General features: G+C 55.9%; 13 protein-coding genes and 2 tRNA genes. 12 read left to right on the forward strand and 3 right to left on the reverse strand.

Annotation, left to right across the window (positions count from 1 at the left end; all coding sequences use genetic code 11):
- On the forward strand, nucleotides 1-357 hold the full coding sequence (locus HKD32_RS06980; RefSeq protein WP_062505602.1) for a HesB/IscA family protein: 357 nt from the start codon (nucleotides 1-3) through the stop codon (nucleotides 355-357).
- Here HKD32_RS06980 and HKD32_RS06985 read toward each other — a convergent pair.
- The 3 genes from HKD32_RS06985 to HKD32_RS06995 all read right to left on the reverse strand — a co-directional run bounded on the left by HKD32_RS06985 (nucleotide 302) and on the right by HKD32_RS06995 (nucleotide 4,687).
- Nucleotides 302-1,648 (reverse strand): class I SAM-dependent RNA methyltransferase, encoded by a 1,347-nt coding sequence (locus HKD32_RS06985; RefSeq protein ID WP_082905370.1) that lies wholly within the window; start codon nucleotides 1,646-1,648, stop codon nucleotides 302-304. The genes HKD32_RS06980 and HKD32_RS06985 overlap by 56 nt on opposite strands.
- Nucleotides 1,620-3,332: a DEAD/DEAH box helicase gene (locus tag HKD32_RS06990; protein ID WP_061933377.1), complete on the reverse strand. Its 1,713-nt coding sequence runs from the start codon at nucleotides 3,330-3,332 to the stop codon at nucleotides 1,620-1,622. Before HKD32_RS06990 ends, HKD32_RS06985 begins: the two co-directional genes overlap by 29 nt.
- Before the next feature lie 902 nt (nucleotides 3,333-4,234).
- Nucleotides 4,235-4,687: a hypothetical protein gene (locus HKD32_RS06995; RefSeq protein WP_010501407.1), complete on the reverse strand. Its 453-nt coding sequence runs from the start codon at nucleotides 4,685-4,687 to the stop codon at nucleotides 4,235-4,237.
- 204 nt (nucleotides 4,688-4,891) lie between these two features.
- Here HKD32_RS06995 and HKD32_RS07000 point away from each other — a divergent pair, with 204 nt between their 5' ends.
- The 11 genes from HKD32_RS07000 (at nucleotide 4,892) to HKD32_RS07050 (ending at nucleotide 16,645) form a co-directional block, all read left to right on the forward strand.
- Complete coding sequence (locus HKD32_RS07000; RefSeq protein WP_194257898.1) at nucleotides 4,892-6,313, forward strand: NAD(P)H-hydrate dehydratase; 1,422 nt, start codon at nucleotides 4,892-4,894, stop codon at nucleotides 6,311-6,313.
- A 69-nt stretch (nucleotides 6,314-6,382) separates the two neighbouring features.
- Nucleotides 6,383-6,467 (forward strand) — tRNA-Leu (locus HKD32_RS07005).
- 56 nt (nucleotides 6,468-6,523) lie between these two features.
- Nucleotides 6,524-7,855 carry a trigger factor gene (tig, locus tag HKD32_RS07010; RefSeq protein ID WP_023942716.1) on the forward strand — a complete coding sequence of 444 codons (1,332 nt, stop codon included), beginning with the start codon at nucleotides 6,524-6,526 and terminating at the stop codon, nucleotides 7,853-7,855.
- A 131-nt stretch (nucleotides 7,856-7,986) separates the two neighbouring features.
- A complete protein-coding gene (locus HKD32_RS07015) occupies nucleotides 7,987-8,631 on the forward strand; it encodes an ATP-dependent Clp protease proteolytic subunit (RefSeq protein WP_010501413.1) in 645 nt (214 codons plus the stop codon).
- Nucleotides 8,632-8,828: 197 nt separating this feature from the next.
- On the forward strand, nucleotides 8,829-10,094 hold the full coding sequence (gene clpX, locus HKD32_RS07020; RefSeq protein ID WP_010501414.1) for an ATP-dependent Clp protease ATP-binding subunit ClpX: 1,266 nt from the start codon (nucleotides 8,829-8,831) through the stop codon (nucleotides 10,092-10,094).
- 158 nt (nucleotides 10,095-10,252) lie between these two features.
- Complete coding sequence (lon, locus tag HKD32_RS07025) at nucleotides 10,253-12,805, forward strand: endopeptidase La (protein WP_061933213.1); 2,553 nt, start codon at nucleotides 10,253-10,255, stop codon at nucleotides 12,803-12,805.
- 138 nt (nucleotides 12,806-12,943) lie between these two features.
- A complete protein-coding gene (locus HKD32_RS07030) occupies nucleotides 12,944-13,231 on the forward strand; it encodes an HU family DNA-binding protein (protein ID WP_007282110.1) in 288 nt (95 codons plus the stop codon).
- A gap of 72 nt (nucleotides 13,232-13,303) precedes the next feature.
- A tRNA-Val gene (locus HKD32_RS07035) sits at nucleotides 13,304-13,378 on the forward strand.
- Nucleotides 13,379-13,398: 20 nt separating this feature from the next.
- Nucleotides 13,399-14,121, forward strand: coding sequence for a biotin--[acetyl-CoA-carboxylase] ligase (locus HKD32_RS07040; RefSeq protein WP_061933211.1), 723 nt, complete (start codon nucleotides 13,399-13,401; stop codon nucleotides 14,119-14,121).
- A 16-nt stretch (nucleotides 14,122-14,137) separates the two neighbouring features.
- Nucleotides 14,138-14,935, forward strand: coding sequence for a type III pantothenate kinase (locus tag HKD32_RS07045; protein ID WP_023942708.1), 798 nt, complete (start codon nucleotides 14,138-14,140; stop codon nucleotides 14,933-14,935).
- Between the two features lie 51 nt (nucleotides 14,936-14,986).
- Nucleotides 14,987-16,645 carry a ribonuclease J gene (locus tag HKD32_RS07050; protein ID WP_010501430.1) on the forward strand — a complete coding sequence of 553 codons (1,659 nt, stop codon included), beginning with the start codon at nucleotides 14,987-14,989 and terminating at the stop codon, nucleotides 16,643-16,645.
- Nucleotide 16,646: the final 1 nt, after the last annotated feature.

Raw genomic sequence — 16,646 nt, forward strand, 5'->3', positions numbered from 1 at the left:
ATGTCCGAAACTCTGACACGTCGGCCGCTTCCGACACTTATGACAGTCTCTGACCGCGCAGCTCAAAGGCTACGGGTTCTCTATGCCGGGGCTCATCAAGGTGAATTGCTGCGGATCGGCGTAGGAACGCGGGGTTGCTCAGGCCTGTCCTACGAGATGACCTTCGTTAAGGAACCAGCTGACACTGATGAGCGGGTGGAAGATCAGGGCGTAACCCTGCTGGTGGACCGCAAGGCTACGCTGTTTCTGACCGGAACAGTGATGGACTACGAGGTCAAAGACCTCGAAGCCGGGTTCACGTTCAGGAATCCAAATGAGAAGGGGCGCTGTGGCTGCGGCGAGAGTTTTCACGTTTGATCCGTTTCGGATCGCGTGAGAACACCAGAACCGTTTCCACTTCCGTGGACCAGAGGAACTGGTCCACGACTGTCCAGTTCAGCAGGGAATATCCTGCTTCTTTCAAAGCACGACCGTCCTTTTCAAGGGCTGCCGGATTACAGCTGATATAAACAATGTCCTTCACGCCAGATTTGGCGAGCGGGATTGTCTGTGCTCCGGCACCTGCATAAGGCGGATCCAGAACGACAGCACGTGTCGATTTCAGATCATGCGGAAGAAGCGGCTGCCGCATAAGGTCGCGCTGATAACCCTCGACGCGACGTCCACCTGCGGCCGCCTTCAGGCAATTTGCAGCAGCGAGTTCGCCTTCATACGCAAGTACGCGTCCCTTTTCTGAAAGGGGGAACGTCAGAGTACCGCAGCCAGCAAAAAGCTCTACGGTGATATCTTTTTTGTTAAGGGATGGCAGTCCCTCAACAGCCGCTTGAACAATAGCGTTTTCAGCGTCGCGTGTTGCCTGAAGAAAAGCTGCAGGCGGCGGAGATGTTTCCACCTCCCCAAAGCGTTCCGTGACGGGTTTTGTCTGAGAAACCGTTTCAATCGAACGGTCTTTCGGATTCTGCCACGATATTCTTGGAAGATTGTAAGCCCGACCAAAAGCCGCCAGCTTGCTGCGATCAGCACTCGTCAGTTCTGCAGGGGTAGAGAGCGTCAGGTCCGGACCACTGTCCAGAAGGTTCAGCACCAGGCTGCCGCGTCCCGTCAGGGCACCCAAGGTTCCAAGGACCTCTCGCAATGGCGAGAGAAGGGCAAACAGGTCCGGATGCAGAAGATGACATTCCGTCATATCAACGGGATCACCATTCCGGCGGTGTAGCCCCAGAATAATGCCTCCAGGAATACGCTGAACAGCGAGGTCCATCCGGCGACGCGTATAGGGTGCTGTCTGGTACTGACTGGAAGTTGGAATATCCTCGAAGCCTGCGGCATCCAAGGCAGCGGAAACGCGGGCCGTCTTCCACTCCAGGAGGGCTGGAAGTGACATTTCCTGAATCGCACATCCGCCACATTCGCCGAAAAGGCTACATGGGGGGGCAACGCGATCCGCAGATGGATGAGTAACTTCGATTAGTTCAGGACGAGTTCCTGAAAAGCGCGCAAGTACTTCTTCTCCCGGCAGTGTGCCGGGAAGAAAAAGAACATGCCCATCATGATGAGCAACGCCGTCACCCGCGGCGCCAAGACCTTCAATCCGGAGGGGGAATGCTCCGGTCCCCGGGTTATTCATCACCGTAATGACGAGCGTCATGCTGAACCGGAAGAGTCAGATCCGTCTCTTCGGAGACTGACAGACGACGCCGACGGGGCACCAGCATGAATGCGGGAGTATCCCCGCCAAAGCCAGTTTTGGGCGCGTCGTTTTCAAAGGCTGGAGCCAGCTCAACAGATTTGCGATTCTGAACAGGCGCTGAAACAGGGGGGGCTTCCATAATGGTCACCCCTGCCTCAACGGTTTCGTCCCGGCCGTTGCGGTTGCGTTTGCGGCCACCACGACGACGTTTTCTGCGCTGTCCTTCCGATTCGTCGTCATTCCCGGCTTCGACTGCGTGCTGCTGATGAGAGAGAGGCTGCTTTGGAGCCACAATCGGACGACCATTTTCGTCTTCCTGTGCCCAATCCACAGAGCGGATTTCCGGAGCATCAAGACGTGCAATGGTTTTTCCCGTCAGAGTCTCGATAGCCTCAAGCAGACGACGATCACGGGGGCCAGCAATGCTGAACGCATGTCCGTGTTTGCCGGCACGGCCTGTGCGACCGATACGGTGTACATAGTCTTCTGCATTGAACGGAAGATCAAAATTGAAGACGTGAGACAGGCCGCCAATATCGATTCCGCGTGCGGCAACGTCAGAGCAAACGAGAATTTTCAATTCGCCTGATTTGAAGTTGTCCAGCGTAGAAAAGCGCAATGACTGCGCGAGATCACCATGTAGATGACCTGCTGCGAAACCATGTTTTGTCAGGTAACGCTGGAGCATGTCCACGTCACGCTTGCGATTGCAGAATACGATTGCACTCTGCACATCCTGCGAGCGAAGCAGCTTGCGAAGAGCTCGACGTTTCTCGTCTTCGTCGACGATAATCAGACCTTCTTCAATCGTCGTTGCGACGGAAGAGGGGCGGGAGACCGTAATCTCCACCGGATTTCTCAGAAACTCGTCTGCGAGTCGACGGATTTCAGGAGCCATTGTTGCGGAGAAAAACAGCGTCTGGCGATTGCGGGGCAGAAGGCTGACAATCTTCTCAATATCGGGAATGAATCCCATGTCCAGCATACGGTCTGCCTCGTCGATCACGAGCGTGCTGGTTTGCGTCAGCAGCAGGCCGCCACGACTGAAAAGATCAAGAAGGCGACCGGGAGTTGCAATCAGAACATCCACGCCGCGGTTCAGAACATCCCGCTGTTCAGCCATGCTTTCTCCGCCAATCAGCAGTGCATGGGTCAGCCGGAGATGTTTGCCGTACAGCTTGAAGTTATCTGCAACCTGCAGGGCAAGTTCCCGTGTTGGCTCAAGAATGAGCGAACGTGGCATTCTTGCGCGCGCGCGGGAGCCTGACAGCTTCTCAAGCATGGGGAGTGTAAAGGACGCCGTTTTACCGGTTCCTGTCTGCGCAACGCCCAATACATCATGGCCTTTCAGGACTTCCGGGATAGCCTGGGCCTGGATAGGCGTTGGGTGTTCATAACCCAACTCCTGAATTGCCTGCATGATGGGCTCTGAAAGAGCCAGATCTGCAAAGCGGGGCTGATCAGCAGCTGGTGTGGAGGTCTCGGAAAGAACGGGCGTTTCTGCCGGTGCTGCTTCAGTGTCTACGACCACTGCAACATCTGTCACAGGCGTTTCTACGGCGATTTCGACCGGGAGAGGATTTTTTCTAGGCCGCCCACGACGTGAGGGTACTTTGACGGGCTGAGCTGGAGGCGTCGTCAGAAGATCAGAGTTTTCGAGGGCGTCTGAAGTCGTTTCTTCCGTGACCGGCAAGACTTCAGATGGGAGTTTTGGTTTCCGTCCGCGTTTTTTAGGGGGCGGAATGGGGGTGCTGTCTGTCACCACTTCAGCTGCCGCTTTGGGTTTCCGGCCACGGCGCGGTTTGGGGGCCTCAACAACAGCAGCTTCTTCGACTTTTAGCGCTTCCTCGACGACGGCCTTAGGTTTGCGCCCACGCTTCTTCGGAGTTGGAACCACGAGCTCTTCGGCTACAGTTTCGATAGCGACAGCTTTGGGCTTACGACCGCGACGTTTGGGTGCAGGAGTATCGACAGCCTCCTGCGGAGTCGTTTCGATGACCTCTTCCGCAACGCTATCGACTTTGCGACTGCGACGACGTGGTGGAGGCGCAGATTCGGAAGCAGCGTCTTGTGTTTTTGCCTGCCGGGTACGACGAATTGGAGTCGACTTTGTAGACTCAGCTTCTGCTTCGGTCACAGCCGGATCTGCAGCCTTGGTGCGTCGGCGAACGGGTGTGGCAACTGCCTCGATAGCAGTCTTTTCTACCGCAGAACGACGGCCTCGCGTCTTCTTCTCTGTAACGACTGGTTGAGAGACAGCCTCATCAAGGCGCTCTGGTTCAGTCGATGAATTCTTGGTTGCCTTTGCACGAACGCCAGCGGGGCGGCCGCGTTTTGCAGGGGCAGAGGTACGGGACTTGGAAGGACCGGAGGTCGTTTTCGCGCTCAAATGACTCTCGAGACTCTCGTTGACGGTACAGGCCAGATAGACTGCGCCGGAGTTGAGGGCGGGCACGTGTCCCGCAACTTTAAAGTGGTGCGTTATCGGCTAAACGCTGGAAAGGCAAGCGATACAGCCCATAGAGCGCCATATCGCTACCACAATCACATGCCGTGCGCCATGGCTGCAATCAGAATGTTCAGAAGACCCAGCCCCGCCATCAGGACGGTCCGGTTCCGCAGAGTGTCAAAAACGGCTGGCTGTGGCCGAAGGGCCCGTCTTGCACGCAGGAAAGGTCCACGAGCTGTTGTGATGAAGACGATCGCCATTGCAATGCCGATTAACTGCATGGCGTTAATCGTCCAGTTGACGGCGCCAAAACCGCCCTCATGGATGACAAGTGCCCAGCCACTGACCAGCGAAAACGGAACAACCTGCCAGAGTCCTTTGAAGAACCGGGTATAATTCTGCAGCAGTACCGAAGCGCGCGGGCCTGGGTCGAGCAGGCCAACCGTGGAGCGGACAACCAGAGCCGAATAGATCGATCCGCCGATCCAGTAAGTCATGCAGAGAAGATGGATTGCGAGCACGAGGCTCCAGACAATTGAACCGGTCATTGATCCTCATCATGGTCAGGTGCGTAAAGGAAGGGCAGGGCGTATCCCTGACGTATCTTTGCAAGATTACCCGACCCCACCGGCAGAATGCCATAGGGAACGCGGAAGAGCTCTCTGCTTTCTGCAAACAGTGATCTCATCAGGAGAAACAGCGCCGTGTCTTCATATCCACTTGCCCTTCTGACACCACAGGAAAGCGATAGGATGGATCATGCGGCTTCAGCCGTTGTTCCTGTTTCACAGCTCATGGAAAGGGCGGGATGGGCAGTCGCACGTGCCATTCGCAAGCGGTTCGCACCCTGCCGCGTCGCAGTGGTGTGCGGCCCGGGAAATAACGGTGGGGATGGCTATGTTGCTGCCCGTTTTCTTGCGCAATGGGGGTGGCCAGTGCGTGTTGTGGTCATGGCGGCTCCCAGGGAGGGTAGCCCCGCCCATGATGCTGCCAGTCACTGGAATGGGCCGGTACTGCCGTTCGATGTCCGCTCCGTTGAAGGGGTGGATATGATTGTGGATGCCGTTTTTGGTTCAGGTCTCAAGCGGCCTGTTCAGGATGATGTGGCAACAGTGTTGGGGGCTGTTCCGCTTCGGGTTGCCATTGATATGCCGAGTGGCGTGTCCGGGTTGACGGGGTGTGTGCTTGGGCATGCGCAGGCCTGTGCTTTGACGGTAACGTTTGTGCGTCCGCGCCCGGGGCATTTGCTTGAGCCCGGAAAAGGGCTGTGTGGTGAGCTGGTTTGTGCAGACATTGGTATGCCCGCCGAGGCCTGGGACGGCCTTGCTCCGAAAATCAGTCTCAACTGGCCGGGGCTTTGGATGCTCCCTGTTTCCGGTGATGGTGATTACAAATATCGCCGGGGTGTTGTGAGTGTCTGCGGCGGAGCCGTCATGCCGGGAGCAACGCGGTTGGCTGCCAAAGCGGCGCGTCGGACAGGTGCGGGACTTGTGAGGATTGCTGCGGGCCACGCTGCGGAAGCATACCGACTCGGTGATCCCGGACTGATTGTTGATGACGGGTCGCTGTCGGACTTGCTGGAAGATCAACGACGGAAAGTCTGGATCTGTGGGCCGGGGCTTGCACCTGATGAAGTTTCTGCCGTGCTACCTGAGTTGCTGGGTGCTGATCGAACCGTTCTTGCAGATGCTGGGGCGCTCGCTTGGGGAGCTGAGGATCTGTCACGCCTGCAAGGGGTTGCTGCCGTTACGCCTCATATTGGTGAGTTCAAAAAACTGTTCGGTCCGGTTGAGGGTAGTCGCCCGGATGCTGCTCTTGCTGCCGCGCAGAAACTCAATGCAGTCATGGTCATGAAGGGGCCGGATACCATCATTGCCGCCCCGGATGGACGTATTGCCATCAATGCCCATGCGACGTCCGCGCTGGCCACAGCTGGCTCCGGAGACACGCTGACAGGAGTTATTGCAACGCTTATGGCCGCAGGGATGGAGGTCTGGGAGGCGTGTTGTGCTGGTGTCTGGCTTCATGGTGAAGCTGGGATACAGGCGGCGAGGCAGCATGGCGGGTGGCCCGTAGCAGAGGATCTGGACCTGCCGCTCGGTGCTGCCCGAAAGCTTGCAACAGAGCTTTCCAAGGGCGATTTAAGCAAAAACCCGGTGGCCGCCCTGTTGTGAAGTAGCGTGTCATGCGCTAAAGGCCGCGCTTCCAAGGTTCGGTAACACGAACCCCGGAGACGGGGCTGAGCGGGCGTGGTGGAATTGGTAGACACGCCAGATTTAGGTTCTGGTGGCGCAAGTCGTGGGGGTTCAAGTCCCTCCGCCCGTACCAACCCGGTTTCCTGAGAAGAGATTTTAACTTACCCGACCGAGAGGATCGCCTGGCTCATGCAGGTTACGCCCACGCTCAACGAAGGACTTAAGCGCGCCTTCACTGTCGTTGTCCCTTCTGCGGACCTGCAGGCCCGTCGTGCAGCCCGACTCGCTGAAGTTGCGCGCACGATCAAGCTTCCGGGTTTCCGTCCGGGCAAGGTTCCGGCCTCTCTCGTCAAGCAGCGTCACGGCGCTGCCGTCAACGCAGAGCTGATGGAAGAAGTCATCAACGATACGGTTGGCAAGCTGGTTCAGGAACAGGACGTTCGTCCGGCCATGCAGCCGAAGGTCGAGCTGGTTTCCGCTCCTGATTCCGAAGGCGATCTTGAGTTCAAGATTGAGATGGAAGTTCTGCCGGCAATCGAAGTTCCGGATCTGTCCGGTCTGAAGCTGACGCGTCTGACCTCCAAGGTTGATGAAGAGGTCGTTAACAAGGCTCTTGCTGATCTCGCCCGTCGCAGCCGCAAGTTCGAAGCCATCGAAGAAGATCGTGCAGCCGTAAAGGGCGATGTGGTCTGCGTTGACTTCGTGGGCAAGCTGGATGGCACGCCGTTCGACGGTGGCACGGCAGAAGATGTGAACGTCGAAATCGGCGGTGAAGGCTTCATCCCGGGTTTTGCCGAGCAGATGGAAGGCATGAAGGCCGGGGAAGAGCGCGTCATCAACGTGACGTTCCCGGAAGACTATCAGGCTGAAGAACTGGCCGGTAAGGCCGTGACATTCGACATCAAGGCGAAGTCCCTGAAGAAGCCTGTTGATCCGGAAATCAACGACGATCTGGCCAAGGACATTGGTCTCGACAGCATCGAGCAGATCCGTTCCCTGATCACGGAGCAGGCTGAAGGCGAGTACAAGCAGCTCTCCCGTCTGCGCATCAAGCGTGAGCTTCTGGACGCCCTGTCCGAGAAGACCGACTTCGAAGCTCCTCAGAGCATGGTTGATGCCGAGTTCGCTCAGATCTGGGCCCGCGTCGAGCAGGACCGTGAAGCTGGCCGTATGGACGAAGAAGACGCAGGCAAGGACGAAGAGACCCTGCGTGCAGACTATCGCCGTATCGCAGAGCGTCGTGTGAAGCTGGGTCTGTTGCTGGCTGAAATCGGCCGCAAGCAGGAAATCCAGGTTTCCCGCGAGGAACTTCTGGGTGCGATGCAGCAGGAAGCGCAGCGCTATCCGGGCCAGGAAAAGATGGTTTTCGAGTTCTTCTCCAAGAACCCGCAGGCTGTTGAAGGTCTTCGTGGCCCGATCCTGGAAAACAAGGTTGTCGACTATCTGATCGAGCTGGCTGATGTCACCGAAAAGGAAGTCACACCGGAAGAACTCGCAGAAATCCCGCCTGCAGAGCTCTGAGAGTACTGACGCAGAAAAGGCGGGCACTCTTCGGAGTGCCCGTTTTGCTGTCTGCTCCCTTTGACGGAACGCTCTGCCGGGTCCATGTTAAAGAATACAGACAGCCCATCGGGCATTGAGGAACAGACAGTATGACCATTGGGGACCGCGATCCCGTCGAGGTGTTCAACAACTCTCTGGTGCCGATGGTAGTCGAGCAGACTGCCCGCGGAGAGCGAGCTTTCGACATTTTTTCACGTCTCCTTCAGGAGCGTATCATCTTCCTGACCGGCCCGGTTTACGATCAGGTTGCTTCTCTGATCAGTGCGCAGCTCCTTTATCTTGAGAGCGTGAATCCGACCAAGGAAATTTCTTTCTATATCAACAGCCCAGGCGGTGTCGTTTCTGCCGGTCTCGCGATCTATGACACGATGCAGTACATCCGCTGTCCTGTGAGCACGGTTTGCATTGGTCAGGCGGCGTCCATGGGGTCGCTGCTTCTGGCCGGTGGTGAGAAGGGGCATCGGTACTGTCTGCCAAATGCGCGCGTGATGGTGCATCAGCCTTCTGGTGGTGCGCAAGGTCAGGCGTCCGATATTGAAATTCAAGCTCGTGAAATTCTGCTGATTCGTCAGCGCCTGAATGAAATCTATCGTGAGCATACCGGGCAGACGCTGGAAGAGATTGAGCGCAAGCTCGAACGCGACAGCTATCTGTCTGCTGAAGAAGCTAAAGAGTTTGGTTTGATTGATGCGGTCGTGCGCCGTCATCCGGCAGTTCAGTCTGCTCAGGACTGACCGGTTTCAGAACGCAAGAGGAGTTTTGCTCCTCTTGGAAAAGAAAAGCGGCATCCCGATATGCCGCTTTTCATGTCTTGGAGTTACGTGCTCCGGGGTTGCCGAAGGCTGAGACCTCGGCCTAGAGTTTTAAGTGCTTCAGCATGTCTGCTGCCGAAAAGCGGTCGGTGCGTGTGTGAGGGGAAAGAGGAACAGCGATGAGCAACAAATCCGGCGATTCAAAGAACACCCTGTATTGCTCGTTCTGTGGGAAATCCCAGCACGAAGTTCGCAAGCTGATCGCTGGTCCAACAGTTTTCATCTGTGATGAGTGTGTTGAACTCTGCATGGACATCATTCGCGAGGAGCATAAGACGCACCTTGTGAAATCCCGCGACGGTGTTCCGACGCCCAAGGAAATCTGCAAGGTTCTGGACGATTATGTCATTGGGCAGTTCGAGGCCAAGCGCGCGCTGTCGGTCGCCGTTCACAACCATTATAAGCGGCTGGCCCATGCGCAGAAGAACAGCGATATCGAGATCGCGAAATCCAACATTCTTCTGATTGGTCCTACAGGTTCGGGTAAGACGCTGCTTGCGCAGACGCTGGCTCGTATTCTTGATGTCCCATTCACGATGGCAGATGCCACAACGCTGACCGAAGCCGGTTATGTGGGTGAAGACGTTGAGAACATCATCCTGAAGCTGCTTCAGGCTGCTGACTATAACGTCGAGCGTGCGCAGCGCGGCATTGTCTATATCGACGAAATCGACAAGATCTCGCGGAAGTCCGACAATCCGTCCATCACCCGTGATGTTTCAGGCGAAGGCGTACAGCAGGCGCTTCTGAAACTTATGGAAGGGACGGTTGCGTCCGTGCCGCCGCAGGGTGGTCGCAAGCATCCGCAGCAGGAGTTCCTGCAGGTTGACACCACGAACATGCTGTTCATCTGTGGTGGTGCTTTTGCGGGGCTGGACAAGATCATTTCGGCTCGTGGCAAAGGATCAGGCATCGGCTTTGGCGCGGATGTGCGTTCTGAGGATGAGCGTCGTCTGGGGGCAATTCTTCAGACAGTAGAGCCTGAAGATCTGCTCAAGTTCGGTCTTATTCCGGAGTTCATTGGTCGTCTGCCGGTTATCGCAGCGCTGAATGATCTTGATGAAGCTGCCCTGATCCAGATTCTCAGCAAGCCGAAAAATGCTTTGACCAAGCAGTATGGGCGCCTTTTCGAGATGGAAGGGGTCAAACTGTCCTTCACGGAAGACGCACTTTCCGGCATCGCCAAGCGGGCTATCGAACGCAAGACCGGTGCCCGTGGCCTTCGTTCCATTATGGAGAACATCCTGCTTGGGACGATGTTCGATCTTCCAGGACTGGAAGGCGTTGAGGAAGTCGTCATCAACCGTGAAGTGGCGGAGAGCAAGGCCAACCCGGTTTATGTGTACGGGAAGGGCAAAAGCGAACCGACAGAACAGTCTGCTTGATGATGTCGAAAAGGCCGTCTTGTCAGTCGGCCTTTTTGTCACAACATTGAAGACAGACGCTGTCTGAATTCGTGCCTTTTCTGCATGAAGAGACATTACGGTGCTCGCGCTGCCAGGCGGGCGGGGGCCGTAAGATCGTCCCTACGGAGATCAAGTGAATGACTGACGATACAAAACCCAAGACGCGTCGCCGCACAAAGAAAGTGGACGATACTGCGGTTGTTGAAAAAAAGACTGTCCGCAAACCTCGTGCGACAAAAGCGGCTAAAGAGGCTGTGCCTGCAGAAATTGTGACGGAGGCCGCTCCGGCTGCTCGTCATGATGTCATGGCGGTTCTTCCGCTGCGGAACATTGTCGTTTTCCCGCATATGATTGTTCCGCTCTTCGTTGGGCGTGAGAAATCTGTAAAGGCTCTTGAGGCAGTTACGCGGGACAGCAAACAGATCCTTCTTGTCGCGCAAAAAGACGTCTCGCAGGATGATCCATCTGTTGACGATATCTATCGCTACGGGACGGTCTCCACCATTCTGCAGCTTCTCAAGCTGCCAGATGGAACAGTAAAGGTTCTCGTTGAAGGCACGCGTCGGGTTCACATCACGCGACTGTTTGACGTGGACGGGCATTTCGAGGCCGAGGTTGAAGAAATTGCAGATGCGCCGCTCTCCGCGACGCCAGGCAGCGATCTCGAAGCACTTGGGCGCTCGACGGTTTCCCAGTTCGAGCAATACATCAAACTCAACAAGAAGATCCCGCCTGAGGTCATGGTCTCGATCAATCAGATCGATGATCTCTCCAAGCTTGCGGATACGATTGCGAGCCATCTGAATCTCAAGATTTCTGAAAAGCAGGAAATTCTTGAGATGCCTTCCGCTGAGCAGCGTCTCGAGCGCGTGTTTGCTCATATCGAGACGGAAATCGGGGTTCTGCAGGTTGAGAAGCGCATCCGGAACCGTGTGAAGCGGCAGATGGAGAAGACGCAGCGTGAGTATTATCTCAACGAGCAGCTCAAGGCGATCCAGAAAGAACTTGGAGAAGGCGAAGACGGCAAGGATGAACTTGCCGAGCTTGAAGAGAAGATCAACAAGACGCGCCTGAGTCGTGAAGCCAAGGAAAAGGCCCATGCCGAGCTGAAGAAGCTGCGCGGTATGAGCCCGATGTCCGCAGAGAGCACAGTCGTCCGGAATTATCTAGACTGGCTGCTGGGTATTCCGTGGAAAAAGCGCTCCAAGATCACCAAGGAGTTCACGCACGCTGAAGGTGTGCTTGAAGCCGAACATTACGGTCTTGAGAAGGTCAAGGAGCGCATCCTTGAATATCTTGCCGTGCAGACGCGTTCCCAGAAGATCAAGGGACCAATCCTGTGCCTCGTTGGGCCGCCGGGTGTCGGTAAAACGTCTCTGGCACGCTCGATCGCCAAGGCAACGGGCCGTCAGTACGTTCGTATGTCACTTGGTGGCGTGCGTGACGAATCGGAAATCCGTGGTCATCGCCGGACGTATATCGGTTCCATGCCTGGGAAAATTATTCAGGGCATGAAAAAGGCGAAAACGTCCAATCCGCTGTTTCTGCTGGATGAGATCGACAAGCTGGGGGCTGACTGGAGAGGCGATCCGTCTTCCGCGCTTCTTGAAGTGCTGGATCCGGAGCAGAACTCCACCTTCGCCGATCACTATCTGGAGGTCGACTACGATCTTTCAGACGTCATGTTCGTGACGACGGCCAACAGCCTCAATATGCCTCAACCGCTTCTGGACCGCATGGAGATCATCAATCTCTCGGGCTATACGGAGGACGAGAAGGTCCAGATTGCGCGTCGACATCTGCTCTCCAAGCAGGCGGAAGCTCATAATCTCAAGCCTGATGAGTGGACCGTTTCTGATGAGACGCTTCTTGAGTTGATCCGGTCTTATACCCGTGAGGCAGGTGTCAGAAATCTCGAGCGCGAAATTGCCCGTCTGGCCCGTAAGGTTGTGAAGGAAATCATCACGACCGGCGTAACGCACGTTGAAATCACACCAGAGAATCTTGGTAAATACGCAGGCGTGCGTCGTTTCCGTCACGGAGAAACCGAGACGGAGGATATGGTTGGTGTCGTAACCGGCTTGGCCTGGACACAGGTTGGCGGTGAGATCCTGACCATCGAAAGCGTTATGGTTCCCGGTAAGGGGCAGGTGAAGCAGACGGGTAAACTGGGTGATGTGATGCAGGAAAGCATTGCAGCAGCCCTGTCTTATGTCCGCTCACGGGCACAGGATTTCGGTATCCGGCCGCCGCTCTTTGAAAAGCGGGATATTCACGTTCATCTTCCGGAGGGAGCAACCCCGAAGGACGGTCCGTCCGCGGGTATTGCGCTTGCAACGTCTCTCGTCAGCATCATGACGCAGATCCCCATTCGCCGGGATGTTGCGATGACGGGCGAAATTACGCTTCGTGGGCGTGTGCTGGAGATTGGCGGCCTGAAAGAGAAGCTGCTGGCTGCATTGCGAGCTGGAATCAAGACGGTTCTCATTCCGAAGGACAATGAAAAGGATCTTGCAGAGGTTCCTGAAAATGTCCGTCATGCGCTCAAGATCATTCCAGTCGCCCATGTCGATGAGGTTCTGAAAATTGCCCTCACGCGCATGCCTGAGGCAATTGAATGGGATGAAAGTGTGGACCCAATAGGTGGAATTGCTGGCGAGAAAGCCTCTCCGGCGGCACTTCCACACTAACGGTTGGGTCCTTCTGCGATTCTTACAGTTGACGCGGCCAAAAAGCGCTTCATAGTGCGGCCGCAGATCGAACAAGCACCTGAGCCGCAAGACTCTTCGGAGGATGGCTCGGGTGCTCTAACACCAGAAAGGCACATCATGGAGAAGCCCCTCAACAAGCAGGAACTGATCGCCGCCGTTGCAGACGCCGCCGATCTTCCGAAGGCAAAGGCCAGCGAAGTTGTCGATGCGGTGTTCAGCACGATCGAGAAGACGCTCGCCAAGAAGCAGGAAGTCCGTCTCGTGGGCTTCGGTAGCTTCGTGACCGCTACGCGTAAGGCTGCCAAGGGCCGCAACCCGCGCACGGGCGAAGAGATCGACATTCCGGCATCTACCTCTGTCCGTTTCAAGCCGGGCAAGGGTCTTAAGGACGCCGTAAGCGAATAAAAATTCGCTTTTATGGTTCTGGGTGTCTTTACGGGCGCTCAGAACCGTGTATATAGGCCACGTGTTTTCTGAGGGCGATTAGCTCAGCGGTAGAGCGTCTCGTTTACACCGAGAGGGTCGGCAGTTCAATCCTGTCATCGCCCACCACATGAAGACTGACTGTACATATGGCCTGGCGTTTCGAATTGTATGAGACGTTGGGATCGACTTCCGATCTCTGTAAAGAAAAAGCTGAGGCTGGAGCGCAAGAAAAGCTCGCCATTCAGGCTTTTGCCCAAACCTCTGGGCGCGGAACTCGTGGTAGAAGCTGGGTCGATCCTGGCGGTAATCTGGCAATATCCCTTCTTTTTCGACCTGTGAACGCAACAGATTTTCTGGCTGCTATTCCTTTTCTGACGGCTCTGAGCCTCTACGAGACTGCGCGGCAGTTCAGTACGGGTGAAGCTGATTTCATGTTGAAATGGCCAAATGATCTTCTACTCTTTGAACGCAAGATGGCAGGCGTTCTGATCGAAGCGGGGGGGCGCGCAGATCACAAATGGATCGTCGTTGGCATTGGAGCCAATCTCCGGCAAGCTCCCGAAATTGAGGGCCGCAAATTGTCCGCATTGTCCGAAGTGGCTGCGCCTCCTGATCCTGTGGTTTTTGGTCATAACCTGACCCTTCAGATGGATCATTGGGTCGCTGTCTGGGAAGCTGCAGGATTTGCTCCAATTCGGGAAGCGTGGCTTGACCGTGCGCATCCTGTCGGACGTCATCTTGCGGTTCAGCGCCGTGAAACATATATATCAGGTTCATTTTCAGGATTGGACGAGCAGGGGCGTCTGCTTCTTGCGCTTCCAAGTGGTGAAATCATACCGGTTGTAACCGGCGATATCTTGCTGGACTGAAGGACCGGATTGAAACGTGCTTCTCGTCATTGATGCTGGCAACACGAATGTTGTGTTTGCAGTCCACGATGGATCGTCGTGGGTCGGTCAATGGCGCATGTCCACGAGCGACTCCCGTACTGCTGACGAATATGCTGTCTGGCTTCTGGGCCTGTTTGATCGCATTGGGCTGAATGCTGGCTCCATCACACGTGCTATCATCGGAACGGTTGTTCCTGCGGCGCTTTACGATTTACGTCGTTTCTGCAGGCAGTGGCTGGATGTTGAGCCGCTTGTAGCCAATGCAGGTCTGGAGTGGGGCATTGAAGCGCTGGTTGATAATCCTTCCGAACTTGGAGCAGACCGCCGTTTAAACGGTCTTGCAGCCCAGCACTTTTATGGCGGCCCTCTCATTGTTGTTGATTTTGGCACGGCAACGACGTTTGATGTCGTGAATGAACATGGCCAGTACTGCGGTGGAGCAATTGCTCCGGGCGTTAATCTTTCCATCGACGCTTTGCACAGAGCTGCTGCCCGTTTGCCACGTATGAGCATCGGGCGTCCTCTGAACGCGATTGGCCGAAGCACAAGCGTTGCCATGCGTTCCGGACTCTTCTGGGGCTATGTTGGCCTGGTTGAAGGGATCGTAGGAAGAATTTCCGAAGAAATGGGCGGTCGCCCCAAGATTATTGCAACGGGTGGTCTCGCGCCTCTGTTTTCAGAGGGCACCAACCTGTTTGACGTGATGGCCCCGGATCTGACCCTGGATGGCCTCCGTCTTCTGGCTGATCGTAATGCGATGGCTCAGCACACCCATTCCCCCGAAGGCATGTAGGCTTTCGGCAATGAATATCACTGATGATGTTAACAAATGTAAGGAACAACTATGACGGATACACCTGACGGTTTGTCCTTCCTGCCTCTGGGTGGGACGGGCGAAATCGGCATGAATTTCAATCTTTATCGTCTCACGAAAAACAACAAGGAAACCTGGCTCGCCATCGACTGTGGCATTGGCTTTTCGGGCAATGATACGCCTGAAGCCGAAGTTCTGATGCCAGATCCGACATTTATTGCGGATCGAGCAAAAGACCTCTGCGGCCTCGTGATTACCCATGCGCACGAAGATCACCTTGGTGCTGTCGCGCATCTATGGCCGTATCTGCGTTGCCCGGTTTATGCGACCCCGTTTGCTGCGGCTGTTCTGCGTCGGAAGCTGCATGAGGCTCATCTGGTCAATCAGGTGAAGATCCATGTCGTGATGCCAAGCTCGCGGTTCCACGTCGGACCTTTCGATCTTCAGTTTGTCGCTGTCACCCACTCTGTGGCTGAAGCGCAGGCTGTTGCTCTCCGGACGCCGCATGGTCTCATTGTGCATACGGGCGACTGGAAGCTCGATGAGAACCCATTGGTTGGCCCTAAGACGGATCTTGAAGAATTCGGTCGCCTCGGAGACGAGGGCGTTCTGGCCATGGTGGGTGACAGCACCAACGTCATGAAGGAAGGTCGCTCAGAGTCCGAAGCAGATGTCCGCAAGGGCCTGACGGATCTGATCACGAGCCTTCATGGCCGCGTGGCCGTGACGTGCTTTGCCAGTAACGTGGCGCGCGTTGAGAGTATCGCCAAGGCTGCCATGTCCGCTGGTCGTGCGGTCATGATCGTGGGGCGTTCCCTGCGTAATCTTGAAACGGCTGCCCGTGAGTGCGGCTATTTCAGTGATCTGCCGCCGTTCCTGACGGAGCAGGATGCACGCGATATCCATGATGATAATCTTCTGATGATCATCACGGGAAGTCAGGGCGAACCTCGTTCTGCGCTATCTCGCATCGCCTCGGATACCCATCCGAATATTTCGCTCGGCGAAGGCGATACGGTTATTTACAGTTCACGCGTCATTCCGGGGAACGAGCAGGCTGTCATGGCCGTGCAGGACAATTTGTCCCGTCGTGGCGTGACGGTTCTGACGGACAAGGATGCGAAGGTGCATACGTCCGGCCATGCAACGGGCGATGACATTCGTGTGCTATACGGGATTGTCCGCCCGAAATACAGCATTCCGACCCATGGTGAATGGCGTCATCTGACAGCTCATGCCGCTCTGGCGCACGAGATGGGTTCTGAACCGATTCTGCTGGAAGATGGTGACATTCTGAACCTGTCTCCGGGTGATGTCCGGGTTGTCGACACGGCGCCGACTGGTCGTCTGGCACTGGATGGTGGGCGCCTTCTGCCGATGACGGGTGGTGTTCTGGCGGCTCGCCGCAAGATGCTGTTTAACGGCATGGTCATTGCGAGCTTCGCTGTAGATGACGAAGGCTATGTCATTGGCGAGCCCAAGATCAGTGCACCTGGTCTGCTTGAGGCGGAAGATCCGGAAAGCATTCGCATTCAGGAAGAATTCGCTGATTCCATTGACGAAATCCCGGATGAGCTGCGACAGGACGACACGGCATTCCGTGACGCAGCCAAGACGGCCCTGCGCCGTGCTCTGGGGCGCAAGCTTCAGAAGCGTCCGCTTGTCGATGTTCATCTGCTGCGCGTCTAAG

The sequence above is a fragment of the Gluconobacter japonicus genome, from assembly GCF_015244665.1.
Classification (GTDB): Bacteria; Pseudomonadota; Alphaproteobacteria; order Acetobacterales; family Acetobacteraceae; genus Gluconobacter; species Gluconobacter japonicus.

What these genes read in the sequence shown, in the direction of transcription:
- HKD32_RS07015 (WP_010501413.1), top strand. Translation starts at nt 7,987, where the DNA reads ATGACCATTGGGGACCGCGATCCCGTCGAGGTGTTCAACAACTCTCTG.
- HKD32_RS06985 (WP_082905370.1), bottom strand. Translation starts at nt 1,648, where the DNA reads ATGACGCTCGTCATTACGGTGATGAATAACCCGGGGACCGGAGCATTC.
- HKD32_RS07000 (WP_194257898.1), top strand. Translation starts at nt 4,892, where the DNA reads ATGGATCATGCGGCTTCAGCCGTTGTTCCTGTTTCACAGCTCATGGAA.
- HKD32_RS07040 (WP_061933211.1), top strand. Translation starts at nt 13,399, where the DNA reads ATGGCCTGGCGTTTCGAATTGTATGAGACGTTGGGATCGACTTCCGAT.
- clpX (WP_010501414.1), top strand. Translation starts at nt 8,829, where the DNA reads ATGAGCAACAAATCCGGCGATTCAAAGAACACCCTGTATTGCTCGTTC.
- HKD32_RS06980 (WP_062505602.1), top strand. Translation starts at nt 1, where the DNA reads ATGTCCGAAACTCTGACACGTCGGCCGCTTCCGACACTTATGACAGTC.
- tig (WP_023942716.1), top strand. Translation starts at nt 6,524, where the DNA reads ATGCAGGTTACGCCCACGCTCAACGAAGGACTTAAGCGCGCCTTCACT.
- lon (WP_061933213.1), top strand. Translation starts at nt 10,253, where the DNA reads ATGACTGACGATACAAAACCCAAGACGCGTCGCCGCACAAAGAAAGTG.
- HKD32_RS07050 (WP_010501430.1), top strand. Translation starts at nt 14,987, where the DNA reads ATGACGGATACACCTGACGGTTTGTCCTTCCTGCCTCTGGGTGGGACG.
- HKD32_RS06995 (WP_010501407.1), bottom strand. Translation starts at nt 4,687, where the DNA reads ATGACCGGTTCAATTGTCTGGAGCCTCGTGCTCGCAATCCATCTTCTC.
- HKD32_RS07030 (WP_007282110.1), top strand. Translation starts at nt 12,944, where the DNA reads ATGGAGAAGCCCCTCAACAAGCAGGAACTGATCGCCGCCGTTGCAGAC.